The organism is Shewanella zhuhaiensis (genome assembly GCF_022484835.1).
Lineage (GTDB): Bacteria > Pseudomonadota > Gammaproteobacteria > Enterobacterales > Shewanellaceae > Shewanella > Shewanella khirikhana.
In genome coordinates, this window is the sequence record NZ_JAKUDL010000016.1 from 1 (window position 1) to 5,468 (window position 5,468).

1 protein-coding gene is annotated in these 5,468 nt (G+C 55.7%); it reads left to right on the forward strand.

The window, feature by feature from the left end; all coding sequences use genetic code 11:
• The coding region (locus MJ923_RS20720; protein ID WP_240592684.1) for a choice-of-anchor K domain-containing protein at positions 1 to 5,223 on the forward strand (5,223 nt) is incomplete at its 5' end.
• Positions 5,224 to 5,468 lie beyond the last annotated feature (245 nt).

Consider the following 5,468-nt stretch of genomic DNA (forward strand, 5'->3'; position numbering starts at 1 on the left):
GCAACTATTGTGGATGATGGCACCGGCCCGGGTCCGAACCCGGATGATGACCGTCCGAGCGTCACTATCAGTGATGCAGGCAGTGTGAACGAAGGCAGCATCGCCAGCTTCACGGTGAGCCTCAGCGCCGCTGCGGCCACCGACACCGAGGTCAAACTGACCCTGAATGCCGGTGATACCGATGCCGCTGACATGGGCAACCTGGAATACTTCGATGGCACCAATTGGCTGGCGGTACCGGCCGATGGCATCGTGACCATTGCGGCGGGCAGCACCAGTCTGCAGCTGCGGGTCCAGACCACCGATGACAGTGTCTATGAAGGCGCTGAGCACTTCAGTGTCACCGTGACCGGCGAGAGCGGCGTCACCGGTACCGATACCGGCACCGCCACTATTGTGGATGATGGCTCCGGCCCCGGCCCGAACCCGGATGATGACCGTCCGAGCGTCACTATCAGTGATGCAGGCAGTGTGAACGAAGGCAGCATCGCCAGCTTCACGGTGAGCCTCAGCGCCGCTGCGGCCACCGACACCGAGGTCAAACTGACCCTGAATGCCGGTGATACCGATGCCGCTGACATGGGCAACCTGGAATACTTCGATGGCACCAATTGGCTGGCGGTACCGGCCAATGGCGTGGTGACCATTCCGGCGGGCAGCACCAGTCTGCAGCTGCGGGTCCAGACCACCGATGACAGTGTCTACGAAGGCGCCGAGCACTTCAGCGTCACCGTGACCGGCGAGAGCGGCGTCACCGGTACCGATACCGGCACCGCCACTATTGTGGATACAGCCGATCTGCCCGTGGTGAACTCGGTGGTAGGCAATACGGTCGTTGAAGGTCAGTCAAACACCTTTGTGGTGACCTTGAGTAACGCCAGCACCACAGCAACCTCAGTTACCCTGGCGCTTAGCAGCGACACCGCCACTGTGGGCACAGATACCGGCACCACCTATATGGTGAGTTTCGACAATGGCGCCACATACACAGCCGTGAGCGGCAGCACTGTGACTGTGCCTGCGGGGGCAACCAGCTTCCTGGTGCAGGTGGCAACCGTTGACGACAGCATTTTTGAAGGCAGTGAGCAATATCGCCTGAGCGCGACCGCCAATGGCACCGGTGCCAGCGGCATTGCCACTATTACCGACAATGACAGTGCCCCTGTGGTCAGCAGCATCGTCGGCAACACCGTGGTGGAAGGTGATGTAAACACCTTTACGGTAACAACCGGCAATACCTCCACCACAGACACAGTGCTGAACCTGACTCTGGCGAATGGTACCGCAGTGAAGGGCGCCGACTACACAGGCAATCAGGTCACCGTGGTTATCAATGGTGTAAGCCAAACGGTTTCGGTTGCCGCCAACGGCAGCTTCAGCGTGACATTGCCGGCAGGGCAAAACAGCTTCCAGGTGCTGGTACAGACTAAGCAGGATTCGGCAGCCGAGCCTACCGAAACCTATACCCTGAGTTCAGGTTCTGTCACCGGCACGGCCACTATTATCGACAACGATATCCATGGCGGTGGCTCAGTAAATCTGGCGCTGCAGGATGCAGATACTAAAGGCAGCAATCAGGACACTGCGACCCAGTCACTGTCGTTTACTGCCAGCGGTGCGGCCGATGTCACAGGTTTCAGCTTCGGCTCAACCGCAGGCATCACTGTGTCGGGCTTGAACGGTAACTTCGTTTGGTCGCTCGATTCGGGTACTGGCAACCTTATCGGCAGCATCGGCGGGGTACAGATGATAATTCTGTCCCTGAGCGGCTCAAGTATTGGTGCAGGTGAGACCGGCAGTGTAAGCGTCACCGCGACCTTGCTGGACGATCTCCAGCATCAAAATAACCCGAACGCTGATGAGGTCGTGGTATCGGGTATTCAGGTTGTAGCGACAGACTCACTTGGCAGCACAGCAACAGGTACTGTGGCTATTACTGTGACTGACGACAATAACCAGGCTAATGATGATAACGGCAGTGTCAGTATCATTCAGGACAGCTTCCTGGTGTCCGGTATTGTTGCAGATTGGAAAGTACCTACAGGCGGTTCAAGCATTGAGCGGTTTGATGGCACCAGTAACCCCAATGGTGGTGGTTTGGACAACGACAGTGGCCTTGATCAGCTGCGTTGGGGAACGCCAACATCCACCTATAAATCGGGTTACGGTTTTATCGACAATGACGCGGCGCTTTCGGGCTCTTTGGGGCTGAATGAGGACATAGTGCTGGGTACCTTTACCCATTACAACTGGCCTACTGCCGCAGGCACTGCAATTACTGCCGCATCTATGGACGTAACCTTCTCGGTAACCGACTCCTATGGTGTGGTCACGCCGGTTACTCTGACCGTTGACTTTGCCCATGACGAGACGACCAACACCAACGATCCTGAAGCCTCCAAGGACATAGTGACCGTCAGTCAAACCAGTGTGACCTTCAACTATGAAGGCGCTTTCTACACCCTGCAGGTGATAGGTTTCAGAGATCCTGTGACCGGTCAGGTGGTTACCGAAATTCGAACCGCCGAAAACGCCGCCTCCAGTTACGAGCTTGTGGTGCGTGTGGTTGCAGGCGATGGCTATGAGCTGCCTTCAACCAGCGGCAATGTGCTGACCAACGATGTTATTGGTGCAGATGACACCATTACCCTGATTGGGGTGCAGGCGGGCGACCACAAGGCCGATGGCGTGAGTGGCAATGTGGGCACGCAGATCGTTGGCCAATATGGTGTGCTGACACTCTACAGCGACGGCTCTTACGACTATCAGGTCACCGTCAATAACAGTGATATCCCACAAGGGGCGGTAGATACCTTTACCTACACTGTGCTGGACGGCGACGGCGACGAGAGCAGCGCGCTGCTGAATATTGACCTGAATAAGGTTGATTTCCAGCAGGTTAAAGCGAACCTGGATACCAAAACCGGTCTGGAAGACGGCGGACCTATCGAAGGTAACGTGCTGGACAACGATGGTGATAACAACACCGACGTTGTCAGCTTCAAGGTTGCCGGTGACAGCAGCGAGTACGCGCCTGGCGCCCGTTTGCAGCTGGCTGAAGGTGAGCTGACCCTGAATGCCGATGGCAGCTATATCTTCAAACCTGCGGCCGACTGGAATGGTACTGTGCCTTCTGTCACTTACACGACCAACACGGGTGCAAGTGCGGCCTTGATTATTCAGGTTACGCCGGTTGATGATGCCAGTGTGCTTGCCCCAGACAGCAAGACCATCAATGAGGATCAGACCGCTACCGGTAACGTGCTGACCAATGACACCGATGTCGACAATACCTTGTCAGTGACCAGCTTCCAGGTAGCCGGCAGCAACACAGTCTACACCGCGGGTTCAACCGCTCATGTGTTGGCGGATGGGGTGCTTACCCTTAACAGCAACGGTAACTACAGTTTTGTGCCAAACAACAACTGGAATGGAACCGTGCCTGAGATCACCTACACCACCAATACAGGCAGTACTTCGACCCTCAATATCACAGTCAATGCCGTGGCCGATGCGCCTGTGCTGACGGTAGGAAACTACACCAGCGTTGCCGCCATCAACTTTGAAGACGTGAGCTTCAATGGCCCCTGGGACGGGGTTGTGGCCAATGAGATTTCCGGCCTCAACACCATAGGCACCTGGTACACCAGCAACGCCAATGGTCAAATCGAAGTCGGTTATGAGAAGACGTATCTTGGTGGCACCTCCACCAACAAGGTGATGGAAATTGAATTCCATAACGGTGACAAAACCCTCTACACCGATATGTCTCTCGAGGCCGGTCGTTTCTATGAGCTTGGCTTTGATATCGCGGCACGTAACACCACAAGCAGCGGTTTGACGGTGAAACTGGTGCCATTGGATGCCAATGGTCAGCCGCTGCTTGCCGAGGCGATTACGCTGTATGACTACAATCCGACCTCGACGGCCTGGCTGCTCGATCAGAAGGTGACGCTGCCTGTGGATGCCACAGGTAACTATCGCCTGCTGTTTGAAGCCGATAACGCCGACTCTGTGGGTGCGATTCTGGATAACCTGTCGTTCAGTGCAGTCGATAACTACGGCTACAAAGACGACTTTATCAAACTCGGCAACATAGGTTCGTCGTTGGTGGATGCTGACAACTCAGAGAGTCTGAGTGTCCAACTCCAGGGGCTGCCTGTTGGCGCTGTGCTTAAAGATGCCAATGGCAATCAGGTTACCGTTGGCGCCAATGGCACCGTTGATATTACCGATTGGGATAAATCCAGTCTGCAAATCAAGGTGACCACTCAGGGCAACTATACGGCGACGGTCGTGGCCACCAGTGTGGAGTCATCCAATCAGGATACCGCGCAAAGCAGCGTAGACTTCCAAATCACTGTGCTTGGTGCCAACCCAGTGATGGGAGATATAGGTCTTAAATCCTTGCAACTTAACCAGATGCAAGACAACAGCCTCCTGGCTGCACGGTCACTGATGAGTGAGTCATCCACAGAGCCGCTGCAGGGTTCTGAACCGGCCCATGCAGGCGCTGAAAAGGCGGCGCAGTTGGCCTTCGGTGCGCCTGAGGCTGCTGACACCCCTGAGGCTTCAACCGTCCAGCAAAGCACGGCTTCCGGTGAGTTTGCCGTGGCAAAAGAAGTGACTGATGCCCTGGATGACAGCCAGCCGCTTGCCCCAGACAATGCCACGCTCGTTAACAGCCCTGCTCCGCAGGACGCTGCCCAGAATGGGGATCCCGGACAAGCCAGCAATGGTGACTCCGGCCTGGTTGACGGCTCACTGCTTATTCAGGATGGCAGCACCATTGTGGGGCTGGGTGATGAGGTGTTCCACGGCACCGACGGCGCCGACACCTTTGTGTGGAAGGCCGGCGATACGGGCACAGACCATATCATCGACTTCGACCTGGCAAACGATAAGCTCGACCTGAGCGATCTGCTGCAAAACGAAGAGCATCACAGCCTCGAGGATTACCTCAGCTTCGATATTGTCGACGGTTCTACCACCATCGCCATTGACGCCAATCTCGACGGCAAGGTCGATCAGCGCATCGTACTCGATGGCGTGGATCTGGCCGAGCAGTATGGTCTGGATGTCAACGATGAGAGCGGCATCATCAACGGCCTGATTGGCAACGGCGATGGTCCGCTAATTGTGGATACCGATGCAGGGGACTTCCAGCCTGTGGGCCGCATGCTGTCACTGGAAGATGAAAACAAGGGCGACATTCTGCCCTGATACTGCAACCTGTTAGCTGCCGGACCATGACGTCATGGTCCGGCACGTCGTTTTCAGGCATTCAAGCAAGGTCCCAAACATAAAGGTGTAAGCGACAGGCCAAGCTTTACTCTGATAACCAGAATACCAATTCAAAGAACCCTGAATGTTGTACTTAAGGAAACACAGGGCTCTGACTAAACCGGGAGGGTTTAACCATGTTAAAAACACGCTTGCATCAGCTACGCCTTGGCGTACTGGCAGCT